Here is a 13,642-nt window from a genome sequence, read left to right as displayed (position 1 = left end):
AGATTTCTTCAGCCAGCCCTAAACTAATAAAGCATGGGATTGGTCTTTGGTTGATAGTCACAACAATCAATAGCTTCTTCTGTACTAGCAGTGGATGGGTGTACAGTGCATTTCAAGTGGTAATTGTCGGTAAAAAATTGGCAGTTAGCACATGGAATTTGATGCATTTGCTTGGCTGTGCTGACGCTATCTCTAGCTGCCACCCAAAGACTCGAAGCAAAGAGAATAATGACACTCCAAGCAGTGACAAAGCAAATAGGGACTAATAATGGTTGAATCCCCCTCACCAAAAAATTTGTCAGTTCTAGCACGGTAAGTCCTGATAAAAGTTAAGAGTTAGAAGTATTTTAACTCCTAACTCCTTATTCCTTACTTCCGACTAAGGAAGTATAAATTCAGTGCAGGTGCAGGGGAGAAAAGACGGTAACTTCCCAATGACCAATGACTGTTCCCTGTTCCCTATCTTCACAAATAACTTTTATGCCTAACGGCACGCTACGCGAACAGCAAGCCCTATATTAAACACCAGCATGACCCAGGGCTATACCAGCCACAAGCATTCCTAAGACTAGGAACGGTTGGGCGCTGGCTTGGTATTTGACATCATTTTTTAGAGGGTCACGGAGGAAATACATATCCTGGAAGGTGATTTGGGGGATGATTAACAACAGCAAAATTGCGGCATACAAGTTTTCATGAATAGTGATCAAATAAACTGCAATCACAGCTTGAAATACATCAATCATCACGGCACAAACCCAAGCTGCTCTGGTGACACCAAACATTACAGGTAATGATTTTAATCCGAACTGGCGATCGCCTTCCACACTTTTAAAATCATTCACAATGGCAATACCCAACCCAGCCAAGCTATAAACCACGGTAATCACAACAATTTTCCAATTCAGTTCGCCAAACAGCGCATGACCAGTACACCAAGGAAAAGCCATATAACTCGCACCCAGAGCATAACCGCCTAACCAACCGTTTTGTTTCAACTTTAATGGGGGTGCAGAATAAATATAGGCAATAAAGGAACCCAGAATAGCTATCGTTGTAATCGTCGGAAATTCATTACCTGCCCAAACGTCTAGTGCAACAGCCAGAGCATTTCCTGAGATTAACAATACCCAAATTTGTGTAATCACTTGGGGTAAGGGAATTGCACCAGAAGGAATTGGACGGTATGGTTCATTCACCGCATCAATTTCCCGGTCATAGTATTCATTTAAGGTTTGGGTATAACCTGCCAGTAAAGGCCCTGAAAGCAACATACAAGCTGCCGACATCAAGACATTTTCCAGTGTCCAAGTATAGTTACCTGAAGAAGCCGCACCACAGACTACACCCCAAATCAAAGGAATCCAAGTAATGGGTTTCATTAGTTGCAGGCGAATTTTCCAGATGGATTTTTCCCCTGATGCTGCGCCTTTCATGCCTAATAATTGCCGAGCCTTGGAACTGCGGTCAGCAACGGCTGTAATTTCCTCCTCTTTGGGTGGAACTGACTCTATAGCCTCTGCTGGCTGAGAATTAGGGTTAATTGGGGTTGATTCTGACATAAAACTAAACTTACTGATGAATAGGAAATGGGAAACGGGGAATAGGCAAGAATTTTTTCAATACCTCATCCCCCTACCCAGCAGGACTTAAAAAGAAATTATCAAATAATTATTCTGAAATTTGGCTCCTGTCACCTGTCTGCCAGTGAGTGCTGGGGGTAAGAAGAGATTACGCCGTTGATCTCCTGCCTCTACAGTGACTTCTGGCCCGTACTGCGTCAGTTTGACTTGCTTTTTATCAAAACCTGGCAAGAATAAGCGCACTTGACGGTTATGGATGTCAATTTCTATGGGTTTAGGAGCTTGTTGTGCTTGTTCTCCAAAGTTGGGTAGAGCGTCTATCAAAGGTTGCCATTCACCTGTGGGAACATCGGGAACAACACTCACAGTCAGAGGTGTAAATTCTTCTGATAGGTTGATGTTTGGCTCAGGTGATACCAGAATTACACCACCAACGGTTAAACCGATTTGTTGAGCGCTACCCCACAAATAACGGGAACTTGCCACCTCTAGAGGGTCTGCTGTACTCACCAAGAAGGCAGCAACGCGATTGGGGTCAGCAAGGGCTGCTTTTCCCTTGTCTAAAAAACCATTCACTTGGTTGGTGGGGAGAGCAAAGTTATCTGCTGTCCAGTTGACATTAAAAAAGCTGCTAATTAGGGGCTGAATTAAAGGCGATTCCGCAATAGTCTTTCCCAAATCTGAGTTGACAAATAATTGCTGAAATCGCCGTACATACCAACTGAGAGATTCTGGCATCCCCAACATTCTCAGGGTTAAGGAATCACCTGTACCATCGTAGATAATCGCGTCATATTTGCCACTGGCATCATATTCGCGGATCGCATTTAAGGCCAGGGCGCTGTCCATCCCTGGTAAAACTACCAGTTCTTGACCATAAACATCTTTGAAGATGGGCGTGCGGAGGTATTGCGCCTCCAGTTTTTTCACTTCTTCCCAGTTGCGTTCTAGCAATACAGATGATTGAAACTGCACAACCTGTAAATTGGGAGCAATTTCCTGGGGATCAGCAGTCAGGGTCTGATCCAGTAAAATGGGTAAAACTGGTTCTGCCAAACCTGCTAGAAGTACACGCTTACCTTGGCTTGCCAATAACTTGGCGGCGGCGATCGCAATTTTAGTCCGCGCTACACCGCCTTTGCCCAAAAATGTCAATATCAGGGACATTACTTGATTCCTATATTCACCGCCAATCTTTTCCACTCCAACTTAGCACTAGGCAAATACTCTTAGCTTCCGCGTTGAGTTTGATCTATTACACAAGTTTGATTTCATCTTCAAAAAACCAAGTGGAAGAATTATCGTCAAACAGTACCACTACACCAATTCCACGACCATCCGTGACTTTGTAGCCTTGAATAATGCCTATTTGTCCGAGTTTTTTCGCAATAGAAGCAGATACGCGATCGCGCAGACGAAAAACTTTAACCTTTTGTCCGATTTCCATGCCTAGTCACAATGCAATAAACCAAGTCCCAGTTTAGCCGAATCAGTGTCCCATCTGTTTAAAATTAAATCAACAAGCAATCAGGTAAATAGTTATGTTTGTCACAGCGCAACAGCTAGAACAACAAATGCCCGATGCAACTCGGTTGTTAAGTGATGAGCCGGAAATGGAAAGTTCTTTACACTATATGCAGCTACTGCTGTTAGTAACTTGTTTAGAATGGCTATGGCGCGATCGCAATGATTTCTTTATCGGTGCAAATCTGACAATTTATTTTAGCCGTCAGCAGTTACGCAATCGAGATTTTCGTGGGCCGGACTTTTTTTTGGTGAAGGACACTGAAAAACGCCCCCGCACTTCTTGGGTAGTTTGGGAAGAAGATGGTCGTTATCCTGATTTGATTATTGAATTATTATCGGAGAGTACAGCTAATGTTGACCGAAATTTAAAGAAAAGTTTGTATGAAAATCGATTTCATACCCCTGAGTATTTTTGGTTTTCGCCGGAAAGTTTAGAATTTGTCGGGTTTGAATTAGTAGGCAATAAATATCAGGAAATTACACCAAATGAGCATGGATGGCGCTGGAGTGAAGTCTTGGGTCTGTATTTGGGTATCCAAAATAGTAAATTACGCTACTTTACACCTGATGGTGTTTTAGTGCCGACACCAGAGGAAGCTGTTATGGCAGTACAGCAGGTGGCGATAACAGCACAACAACAGGCATCTGAGGCGAAATCACAGTTACAAGCGGAACAAATGCGATCGCAACAATTGGCCGAACACTTGCGATCTTTAGGAGTTGACCCAGATAGTTTGCTTAGTTAGGTTAGGTAAAAACTATGACTACCACAATCAAGTTAGCAGATCCAAACATTGAATATCCTAGTTCTGATGGAGAACCTGTGGCGGAAACATACTTACATCTGTATGCCATTTTAACTACATTGGAAGTATTGAAACAGTACCTCACAAGTAGACAGGCAACAGTACTGGCAAATCAGTTTCTCTATTATGCTCAGGGTTTTCCCAAATTAAGAGTTGCACCAGATGTTATGGTAATTTTTGATGTGCAGCCTGGGGGTAGAGATAACTACAAAGTTTGGGAAGAAGGTCAAGTGCCGCAAGTGGTATTTGAAATGACCAGTAAAGGCACTCAAAAGCAGGATCAAGAACAAAAGAAACTCTTGTATGAACAATTAGGCATTTTAGAATATTGGTTATTTGACCCGAAAGGCGAATGGGTTAATGAAAAATTGCAGGGGTATCGTTTACAGGATGAAATTTATCACCCAATCACTGACAACTTATCTCAGCCTTTAGGATTGCGCCTAGAAGTACAAGGGGAACTGTTAAGGTTTTATCGGTTAGATACAGGAGATAAATTACTCATACCCACAGAACTGGCAGAATTGGTTGAACAGGAACGACAACGGGCTGATCAGGAACGACAACGAGCTGAATTACTAGCAGAACATTTGCGTGCTTTAGGTGTTGATCCTGAGAGTTTAAGTTAAGCAAAAACTCGTTATTAATATCAAACAAATAGCAGAACTCATTGATAAATTAACTAGTCTTTCCAGGGTACTATCATGCTTAACAATTTCTCTAAAGGCAAGCTATTGCAGCAAATTGCCCTTTGATAGTATACAATGCGCGAATAACTAGCCTTTGCTGTGTGGTGATTTTTGAGGATGACACTTTCGCTTAAAGATAATTCAAATTGGTTGCGAGTGCAGCGCTACTGGGAATTATTGCACGTCCTGGTATCGCGAAATCTCAAAGTACGCTACCGAGGGTCTTTTCTCGGAGTTTATTGGTCACTCTTGAACCCGTTGACTATGACAGGGTTGTACACTGCTATATTTGGGGCTGCTTTCGCTACATATTATGGTAATTCGATACTGAACTATATGTTGGCAGCCTTTACGGGACTAGTCGTAATGAATTTTTTCTCAGCTTCCACAATGCAAGCTTTGAGTAGCGTAGTAGGAAATGGGTCACTTTTAAATAAAATTCAATTACCAGTCAGTGTTTTTCCCGTATCAATGATTGCAGCAAATGTATTTCAGTTTGCCGTTGGGGTGTTACCCTTAATTGCAGTTATGACTTTTATTAATTCTCAGAGTTTAGTAAATGTCCTAGCTCTGGTTTTTCCAATTCTAGCTCTAATTTTAGTTTGTACAGGAATTGGATTTTTAGTGAGTGCTTTATATGTATTTTTTAGAGATTTACCTTATTTTTATGAATTAGTTGTATTTGTTTTGTGGATTAGTAGTCCTGTCTTTTATCCAGCAGCTATTGTTCCCAAAGCAGTGCAGCCTTTTTTAAGGTTAAATCCTTTATCACCAATTATTGAAAGCCTGCGTCAGATTTCATTATCAGGGGCATTACCAGATTTAAATTTAGTTTGGGGTGCTTTGCTTAGTGGCATAATTATACTATCACTAGGATGGGCTTGTTTTCAATTGTGGCGGCATCAATTTATGGATTTGTTATAGATGGAAGTAATTCGTCTAGATAAAATATCCCTTTGGCGACGGACTCAAGAAGAGTTTTCTTATGATCTCAAGAAAACTGTATTATCTTTTCTAGAGGGTAAGTATCGCCAACCAGCGAAGAAATTGGTATTGGATAAAATTGATATGGTGGTAAGTAAAGGAGAAAAGATAGGGATTATTGGTGCAAATGGCTCTGGTAAATCAACACTTTTAAAGATAATCTCTGGCATTCTCAAACAAACCAGTGGAACCGTCAGGGTACGGGGTAAGATTGCGCCTTTAATCGAACTGGGAGCAGGTTTCGATGCAGAAATTTCAGTAATGGACAATATTTTGTTATATGGAGTATTATTAGGTTTCTCTAGAAACGAAATGAGAGAAAGAACACAGTCAATTTTGGAATTTGCCGAATTGCAGGACTATGCACTAGTTCCCGTTAAGGGACTGTCTTCTGGTATGGTTGCAAGGCTGGGGTTTGCCATTGCCACAGACGTACAGCCGGATATTTTGATTTTGGATGAAGTATTGTCAGTAGGAGACGAAAGTTTTAAAAACAAGTGTAAACGAAGGATCGAGAAATTTTGGGATCATAATGCAACTGTATTGGTAGTATCCCATGATTTAAATTTTGTGAAACAATCTTGTATTCATGGAGTTTGGTTAGATCAAGGCAAAATACGCTTTATGGGAAATGCTGATGAGACTGTAGACTGCTACCTCAATTCATTAAACCAAAGTTAAGGTATATTTCTATATAGCGATTACTGAAATGAATTAAGAGATAGTTTTGATAATATTATGTTTGTTTATTACTACTTTATGTAAATAACTAGACTACGCTTTTTCAGTTGCAAAGGTTTCTCCTAATTATAAATAGTTTAAATTAGGCATGAAAATACTAAAAAACCCATAAACCAAGTCAGTTGATTTTTTCGGTAATTAAAACTTAGGAGAATTTAGATGGAAGTTGAAACAGTACTAGATAGAATCAATCATGTTTATCAGGAATCTCGGAAATTATTTCCAGAAACAAAAAATGAGCAAGATACAGAAAATAAGGTAATTAATGTACGTTCTCAATCAATGTACACTCGTCAGTTTATAGAGCTAGATGGTAATTACTTACTTTACTTTAACGATATATATATCTCTCCCATTAGCAAAGTATTAAAAAATCTTCTTAAAAAATTAACTTGGCACATATTAAAAAGGCAAATTTCGTTTAATTCTGCTGTTAAAGAAGTTTTGTATAATTTAATACAAGAAAACCATGAAACATCTGTAAAAAATATAGAATTAAATGAAAAACTTACTCAGTTAGCACAGAAAGTAGAAAGCTTACCTAATTTAGAAGAAATATCCGCTAAATTAAATTCAGAAAAAAGTGTAGTAAATCAAATTTTATCTATTGAAGAAGCTAAAATAGCAAGTGGTTTGTGGTTCAATGAACCAATAATTGTAGGCTATCAAGAGAATGGTGCAGCTTACTGGGCAGGAACTAACGAAAGGATATTAGAAAAATCTTTTGTTTTACAATCTCTGGCACGTTTGTATGACTCAAGCAACATAACCATTCTAGATGTTGGTTCTGCTGAAAGTCTCCTTCCGTATGAATTAGCTAGTCTTAATTACTCAGTTACAGCAATTGATATTCGTCCGATTGCTTTATTTCATCCTAATTTAAAATTTGTTAAAACTGATATCTGCAAGCCTGTTTTTTCACCAGCTAGTTTCGATTGTATAATTGCTTTATCTACTCTAGAGCATATTGGCTTGGGATGGTATGGGGATGAAGTCGGAGTAACTTATGATGTTGAAGCTGTCAAACAAATCCATAACCTTTTAAAACCCGAAGGTAATTTTATTTTCACAGTTCCTTATGGCAAAAAAGCTTTAACACCAGTACATAGAATCTATGATAAGGAAGCACTCCAAAGACTAACTCAAAGCTTTAATATCACGCAAATATCTTATGGAATACGCAAGGATTATTTTACTTGGACTATGACTGAAAATGAATTAGATGCTGCTGTTCAGGAACATCATCCAAATAATTACCTTCCTGGTGCAGTCGCTATGTTGGTATGTAAAAAAACCTTATAGAGATACAAGCAAATTTAAACTTTAATTAGCATGAAAATAGCAATTGATATTCAAGCCCTACAAACAACTAATTCTAGGAATAGAGGTATTGGCCGTTACACCAAGTCTGTAATAGAAGCCCTATTTAGCTTACAGCATAATTATACTTATCAGTTATATGCTAATAAGACTCTACCAGCACCAGAATTAGATGAAAATACATTTCCCTATAGCTATATAAACTATCCATACATTGGTAGTTGCAACTTCAATGATTTGTTATTGAAAACTGTCCTAACATCAACAGACACTGACATCATATTTATCCCTAGTCCTATGGAGGGACTAGAATCTATCGTACCTGATTATAAGGGTTTTTATAAAAATGTTTTTGTAATTTGTTATGATTTAATCCCACTCATATTTGCAGATAAATATTTGCAAGACGCAAATATGCATTCGTTATATATGAAGCGATTAAAAAATATCAGTAATGCTGATTTTATATTTGCAATCTCGGAATCTACTCGTCAAGACGTAATCAAATACCTCAATGTATCTCCTAAGAAAGTTCTCAACATTTCTGGAGGTATATCGCCCTTCTTTCGTCGAGTTCATACTAATGAACACAAAGCTTGGCTCAAAAATTTTGCAGATAAATTTGGAATTAATAAAAAATTTATTCTTTATACTGGAGGTGAGGATTGGCGGAAAAATGTTGAAGGTTTATTAACAGCTTTTTCTCTTCTACCCAAGAGTTTACAAGAATGTTACCAGTTAGTAATTGCTTGCAAAGTTTCTGAACATTTTACTAAAAAAATTACTACCTTAGCTTCAAAACAAGGAATTGATAAGTCAATTGTCCTAACCAATTATATTTCAGATGAAGAATTAAGAGCTTTGTACTCAACCTGTTCTTTATTTGTTTTCCCCTCTTTTTATGAAGGCTTCGGCTTACCTCTACTTGAGGCTATGTCATGCGGTGCGCCATGTGTTGCAAGCAATAATTCATCTTTACCTGAAATTATAGGAGATGAAAATCAGCTATTCGATCCAAATTTGCCTGATGATATAGCTCGAATTATGCAAACAATCCTATTTAATGAGAATTTAAGAGAAAAAATATCATTAGAGGCAATTCAGCAAGCAGCAAAATTTTCTTGGAAATCTGTTGCTAAAAATATGATTGATGTTTTTCAAGAACATCAGCAATTAAATAAAATATCTATTTCTTTTAACAGAATTAAAACAGTTAATACAAAGCCACAAATAGCTTTTTTTAGCCCATTTCCACCAGCTAAATCTGGTATAGCAGATTATAGCCAAGATTTATTACCCTCCTTATCAAAACACTATGATCTTGACTTGTACCACGATGGCAGTTACTCACCTGATGTCAGTGTAAACGATAATTTATTTCTCCATAGCCAATTTGAAGACAGATTACAACTTCAAGAATATGAAGGTATTATTTATCAAATAGGTAATAGTAGTTATCATTCTTATATGTATTTCCAAATAATGAGGTATACTGGCATCTCAGTATTACATGATTATTATTTAGGAGGTCTAATTAATTATATGGACGCTCATTGTCCAGAATTTGGTGTTCACTTGTCGAAAGAAATGGAACACAGTTATGGGAAAGATAGAGCGACAGAAATCCTAAACTTACTTCAAACTGGAAGTTTAAATATTCATGAAAAGTTACCTGAAGCGGGAATTTATATCAACAGAAGAATTTTTACACGTTCTATAGGAGTTGTATTACATAGTAGATGGGCTTATGAACTTGCTATCCGAGAATTTACTAATGATAATGACTATATCGTTCATATACCCCAACTTGTACCTAAATTTACTAGCAAGGAAAAATCTGGTAGAGATGAGCGTCAAAATTTAGGTATTCCGGACGATAGCTTTGTCATATCAACTTTTGGCTTTATCAGTAGTACTAAACGTCCTTTACAAATTCTTCATGCCTTTAAGAAGTATCATACAAATCAGCCAAATGCTTATTTAGTATTTGTGGGTGGTACTGATTACCTTGGTTCAATTAATATTGAAAATGAAGTTAGCAACCTCAATTTACAAGGCCATGTAAAGGTGACTGGCTATGTGAATATGCTGGATTTTTACCGATACATAGAAGTTTCAGATATTTGTCTTAATTTAAGATTTCCATTCAAAGGTGAAAGTTCTGCCTCACTACTACGAATTTTGTCTGTGGGGAAACCTACAATTGTTACAGATATAGGTTCTTTCTCTGATTTTCCCGATGACGTAGTATTAAAAATACCCCAGCCTAGTCAAAATAACGAGGTTGAGGCAATATTTCAGGCTTTGATGCTACTGACTAAAAATTTAGAGTATAGAAATTCACTAAGTCAAAATGCCTCTGAATATATTGCTAGAGAACATTCGCCAGAACGGTGTGCAGGTTTATATGTAGACTTTATTAAACAGGTGCTTTGTTCATCTCAAGCAAAACGCAAAATGCTTGCTGATCATGTGGGACGAGAATTAGCTCAAATAGACACTAACATTTCTCAAAGAATGCTTATTCCTTTTGCTCAAGTTATAGATACTACTAAAGAGCAAGAATATAATCCAGAAACTAGTATTGATTTGAAAGATACAATCAGTTATGCAGAGCAGCTTGAAAAAACCCTTGATTTTAATTTGTTTTTGCATGAATGTCGCTCTATTTGTATTGCTAATATTCCAAAATCTCAAAATATATTAAGTATTGGATGTGCTGGAAGCTGGTATTTTGAATGGTTTGATAAGTTTTATCCTTACTCTGTTGACAATCATACTGGTATAGACTTAAATGAAAAACCATTGAATTTACCAAAAAATGTCACTTGGATTCAACATGACGGACAAGACTTAAGTGTTATAGAATCACAAAGTTTTGATTTATTATTTGCTGGGCAATTTATCGAACATATATCATGGGAAGCACAAGTAAGTTTCTTGTTAGAAGTCAACAGAGTAATGAAGCCAGATGGCATTTTTGTACTTGACAGTCCGAATTACACGATCAGTAATAGGTATGGATGGAAGCAGCCAGAACATATACATGAACTAATTTTTGAGCAAATATGTGAGCTTTTAGAAATAGCAGGCTTTGAGATCCAAGATTCGTGTGGGTTAATTCCAAAAAAATTATTAGGAACCCCACCTCAGTTATTTGGTAAATGTCTAAAAAGTGGCTTACAAACCAATAAATTTTCCCAAGCAGATATACAAAATGCAATTAATCAAGATCCTCATGATTGTTTCGTTTGGTGGGTAGTAGCCAAAAAGTCGAAAGATTGCAGTCTTGTAAATCACAGTTTAAATGTGCGAATGCAGGAGATATATTTAGAAAATCAAAAAAATAAAAATGAGGTAGTTTTTCATCAAATAGGCTCAATTGTTGAAAAAAACCAAGACTATTTTATTCTAGCAAATCCCATTGATGGGCAGGGATTTGCAATTTTTGGACCCTATGATTGTTATCATCAAGGTAAATATTTAGTTGAATTTGAAATATCCCCTGTTGATAAAAGAATAACTAAAACCCAATTAGATACAATTGTTGCTACAGCAGATATTGCCACTAATGACGGAATGAAAGTCATAGCCAGAACAGAAATTAAACTACGAGATTTGTTAAATGAAGAAACAATAAAAATAGAGTTTATTTTAGCTACATCATGTCTAGTAGAGTTCCGAGTTTTTTATCTAGGAAAATTTCCTATTTTGGTGGGTATCAAACCAAAAGTATCGGTGCTTTAAAACTGATCAAATAATAGACTATACACTGTATTCATAATAAAATTAAGCGTTAATAAATTACAAAGGGAGTTATGACTACCAAAAAAGCCCTCATCACCGGCTTAACTGGACAAGACGGTTCTTATCTCGCCGAACTCCTCATAGCAAAAGGTTATCAAGTATTTGGATTAGTCCGTCGTTCCAGTACCAGCAACCTGGAACGGATTAGCCACCTTTCCAGCGACGTTCAAATTGTACCCGGTGATCTGCTAGACCAATGTTCATTAATGGACGTAATTACAGATTCACAACCGGATGAAATCTATAATCTCGCTTCTCAAAGCTACGTCCCTCTTTCCTGGACTCAACCATCCCTGACGGCGGAATATACAGCACTTGGTGTTTCCCGTCTTTTAGAATCAATTCGGCGCTGCAAACCTGATGCTAAATTTTACCAAGCCTCTAGTAGTGAGGTTTTTGGTCAACCGGACGAATCACCCCAAACTGAACGCACCGCTTTTCGTCCTCGTAATCCCTATGGTGTGGCTAAAGCTTATGCCCATTGGATGACTGTGAACTATCGACAAAAATATAATATCTATGGCTGCTGTGGTATTACCTACACTCACGAATCTCCCCGACGGGGGACGGAATTTGTATTTCGTAAAATTACCCATGCAGCAGCCCAAATCAAATTAGGTTTAGCAAATGAATTAAAATTAGGTAATTTAGATGCCTGTCGTGATTGGTGCTATGCCAAGGATGCTGTTTATGCCATGTGGCTAATGTTACAACAAGAGCAACCCGACGACTATATTATTGCTAGTGGTGAAACTCATTCGGTGAGAGAACTCGTTGAATGTGCTTTTAACTGTGTTGGTCTAAACTGGCAAGATTATGTTTCAGTTGACCCCGCATTTTACCGTCCTGATGAACCAGTGCAATTAGTCGGTTCTGTGGATAAAATTAAAAATCAGTTAGGTTGGAAACTTGAGTATTCTTTTGAGCAAATGGTTGAGTTAATGGTTAATTCTGACCTAAATAAATTAAGCAGTAAATCTGGCTAATTGTTGAATCACAGCTACATAAATTATTGATCATTGAACAGAGTAGGAAGCAATAAAAAATACTGGTTTTTAAGTATTTAAAAATTTTGTGGTATGACATTTGCTTATTTTTGTTTTGATGAGGCATATTTTTAAGCAAAATAACTTATAATTAGGGATTTTTTAATGAGGATATTTATAGATTGTACTCATACGGCAAAACATAAATATAAAAATACTGGAATTCATCGAGTAGTTCGTGAACTTACATCTGAATTATCAAAAATAACTTTAGACAAACCTAATATCGAAATAGTTCCAGTTATGTTTGATAATCACTTTATGCGTAGAGTGGTTAATCTTAATAGCCAAGAATATAACTATTTTACTAAAAACAATTTTTATGCTAATGCCATAATTAAAATTTTTAGAAAATTGCAAAAAATTTTTTATAGGGTTCAAAATAAACTTTTAAATTTATTAATACCTGTATTTAATTGGCTAAATTTAAATGGAAATAAAAGAAATGTTGTGCTGGAGTTTGAAAATTCTCCCATACAACCAGAAGATATTTATATAATAGCTGATGCTAACTGGGATCTACCTAAAACATACTACAAATTTTTACAAAATTTACGAAGAAGTAAAGTTACTATTGTACTTATATCTTATGACCTAATACCAATAAAGTTTCCCGAATTTTCTTCCAAAAACTTTACTCAAGCTTTTACTCTATTTTATCAAGAGTATTCTAGCTTATGTGATCAGGTGCTATGTATATCAAAAAATAGCGCTGAAGATTATAAGACTGCGATTAAACAAGGTATATTAGCTAATTCTAATCCCGATTTAATAGTTAAAAGCTTTCGTTTAGGATGTAATTACTCTTTTCGTAATGTTTCACAAGATAGGAATGTGAAGGAGAATGATTTCAAACCAGAATTCAGAGAAATACTCAATAAACAATATATTTTGGTGGTGGGAAGTTTAGTACCTCATAAAAATATCAAAACCATTATAGCCGCATTTGATTTATTATTAAGTTCAAATTATCAAAATATAAATTTAATTTTTGCAGGTAATAAAGGTTGGCATTCAGAAACTGATATTTTTATAGAATCTCATGAGATGTGCGGTAAATTCATACATATACTAGGTTCAGTTACTGATGTTCAGCTAAGAGTTCTCTATGAAAATTGCTATTGTTTAGTTCAAGCTTC

Annotated in this window: 12 protein-coding genes; 8 read left to right on the top strand and 4 right to left on the bottom strand. The window is 36.6% G+C overall.

The features are described 5' to 3' along the window. Positions 1–23: 23 nt before the first annotated feature. The 4 genes from VB654_RS06575 to VB654_RS06560 form a co-directional block, all read right to left on the bottom strand. On the bottom strand, positions 24–311 hold the full coding sequence (locus tag VB654_RS06575; RefSeq protein ID WP_323212811.1) for a hypothetical protein: 288 nt from the start codon (positions 309–311) through the stop codon (positions 24–26). A 207-nt stretch (positions 312–518) separates the two neighbouring features. Next, entirely contained in the window at positions 519–1,562 is a 1,044-nt protein-coding gene (gene chlG, locus VB654_RS06570) for a chlorophyll synthase ChlG (RefSeq protein WP_323212810.1), read from the bottom strand. A gap of 87 nt (positions 1,563–1,649) precedes the next feature. Then, entirely contained in the window at positions 1,650–2,750 is a 1,101-nt protein-coding gene (locus VB654_RS06565; RefSeq protein ID WP_323212809.1) for an ArsA family ATPase, read from the bottom strand. Between the two features lie 88 nt (positions 2,751–2,838). Continuing rightward, positions 2,839–3,030: a DUF2862 domain-containing protein gene (locus tag VB654_RS06560; RefSeq protein WP_194000144.1), complete on the bottom strand. Its 192-nt coding sequence runs from the start codon at positions 3,028–3,030 to the stop codon at positions 2,839–2,841. Positions 3,031–3,124: 94 nt separating this feature from the next. Here VB654_RS06560 and VB654_RS06555 point away from each other — a divergent pair, with 94 nt between their 5' ends. The 8 genes from VB654_RS06555 to VB654_RS06520 all read left to right on the top strand — a co-directional run. Continuing rightward, a complete protein-coding gene (locus VB654_RS06555; RefSeq protein WP_323212808.1) occupies positions 3,125–3,856 on the top strand; it encodes a Uma2 family endonuclease in 732 nt (243 codons plus the stop codon). Between the two features lie 14 nt (positions 3,857–3,870). Further along, positions 3,871–4,545, top strand: coding sequence for a Uma2 family endonuclease (locus VB654_RS06550; RefSeq protein WP_323212807.1), 675 nt, complete (start codon positions 3,871–3,873; stop codon positions 4,543–4,545). 177 nt (positions 4,546–4,722) lie between these two features. Continuing rightward, positions 4,723–5,529 carry an ABC transporter permease gene (locus VB654_RS06545; RefSeq protein WP_323212806.1) on the top strand — a complete coding sequence of 269 codons (807 nt, stop codon included), beginning with the start codon at positions 4,723–4,725 and terminating at the stop codon, positions 5,527–5,529. Further along, positions 5,530–6,270 (top strand): ABC transporter ATP-binding protein, encoded by a 741-nt coding sequence (locus tag VB654_RS06540; protein ID WP_323212805.1) that lies wholly within the window; start codon positions 5,530–5,532, stop codon positions 6,268–6,270. Positions 6,271–6,489: 219 nt separating this feature from the next. Then, positions 6,490–7,632 (top strand): class I SAM-dependent methyltransferase, encoded by a 1,143-nt coding sequence (locus tag VB654_RS06535; RefSeq protein WP_323212804.1) that lies wholly within the window; start codon positions 6,490–6,492, stop codon positions 7,630–7,632. A gap of 30 nt (positions 7,633–7,662) precedes the next feature. Further along, positions 7,663–11,397, top strand: coding sequence for a glycosyltransferase (locus VB654_RS06530; protein ID WP_323212803.1), 3,735 nt, complete (start codon positions 7,663–7,665; stop codon positions 11,395–11,397). Positions 11,398–11,468: 71 nt separating this feature from the next. Continuing rightward, entirely contained in the window at positions 11,469–12,443 is a 975-nt protein-coding gene (locus VB654_RS06525; RefSeq protein ID WP_323212801.1) for a GDP-mannose 4,6-dehydratase, read from the top strand. 165 nt (positions 12,444–12,608) lie between these two features. Next, positions 12,609–13,642 (top strand): glycosyltransferase (locus VB654_RS06520; RefSeq protein WP_323212799.1); only part of this gene is annotated, 1,034 nt, incomplete at its 3' end.

Origin of the sequence: Nodularia sp. UHCC 0506 (genome assembly GCF_034931045.1) — a bacterium.
In the GTDB taxonomy this organism is placed as follows: Bacteria; Cyanobacteriota; Cyanobacteriia; order Cyanobacteriales; family Nostocaceae; genus Nodularia.
Note: the sequence above shows the minus strand (reverse complement) of the source record. Positions and strands in the feature narration are given on the sequence as shown.

What these genes read in the sequence shown, in the direction of transcription:
- VB654_RS06525 (WP_323212801.1), top strand. Translation starts at nt 11,469, where the DNA reads ATGACTACCAAAAAAGCCCTCATCACCGGCTTAACTGGACAAGACGGT.
- VB654_RS06545 (WP_323212806.1), top strand. Translation starts at nt 4,723, where the DNA reads ATGACACTTTCGCTTAAAGATAATTCAAATTGGTTGCGAGTGCAGCGC.
- VB654_RS06560 (WP_194000144.1), bottom strand. Translation starts at nt 3,030, where the DNA reads ATGGAAATCGGACAAAAGGTTAAAGTTTTTCGTCTGCGCGATCGCGTA.
- VB654_RS06555 (WP_323212808.1), top strand. Translation starts at nt 3,125, where the DNA reads ATGTTTGTCACAGCGCAACAGCTAGAACAACAAATGCCCGATGCAACT.
- VB654_RS06550 (WP_323212807.1), top strand. Translation starts at nt 3,871, where the DNA reads ATGACTACCACAATCAAGTTAGCAGATCCAAACATTGAATATCCTAGT.
- VB654_RS06565 (WP_323212809.1), bottom strand. Translation starts at nt 2,750, where the DNA reads ATGTCCCTGATATTGACATTTTTGGGCAAAGGCGGTGTAGCGCGGACT.
- VB654_RS06535 (WP_323212804.1), top strand. Translation starts at nt 6,490, where the DNA reads ATGGAAGTTGAAACAGTACTAGATAGAATCAATCATGTTTATCAGGAA.
- chlG (WP_323212810.1), bottom strand. Translation starts at nt 1,562, where the DNA reads ATGTCAGAATCAACCCCAATTAACCCTAATTCTCAGCCAGCAGAGGCT.
- VB654_RS06540 (WP_323212805.1), top strand. Translation starts at nt 5,530, where the DNA reads ATGGAAGTAATTCGTCTAGATAAAATATCCCTTTGGCGACGGACTCAA.
- VB654_RS06530 (WP_323212803.1), top strand. Translation starts at nt 7,663, where the DNA reads ATGAAAATAGCAATTGATATTCAAGCCCTACAAACAACTAATTCTAGG.